This window comes from Neptuniibacter sp. UBA6509 (assembly GCA_002435145.1).
GTDB lineage: Bacteria > Pseudomonadota > Gammaproteobacteria > Pseudomonadales > Balneatricaceae > Neptuniibacter.
This window is the reverse complement of the sequence record DJLT01000090.1, coordinates 47,747-47,979: the sequence shown is the minus strand read 5'-3', so window position 1 is coordinate 47,979 and position 233 is coordinate 47,747. Positions and strand designations below refer to the sequence as shown.

Here is a 233-nt window from a genome sequence, read left to right as displayed (position 1 = left end):
GTCTATGGACGAGTTCAGCGATGGCGTTGAAGCCCTTAAAGGCAAAAAACTAGTGGTAATCGGTTGTGGCGCACAGGGCCTTAACCAAGGTCTTAACCTACGTGATAGCGGCCTAGACGTTTCTTACACGCTACGTGCTGAAGCAATTGCTGAAAAACGTCAGTCTTGGAAAAATGCAACTGAAAATGGTTTCGTTGTTGGTACATACGAAGAGCTAATCCCAACAGCTGACG

1 pseudogene is annotated in these 233 nt (G+C 46.8%); it reads left to right on the top strand.

The window, feature by feature from the left end:
- Positions 1-233 (top strand): annotated as a pseudogene (locus B4K11_RS11250) (ketol-acid reductoisomerase); the annotation flags it as partial.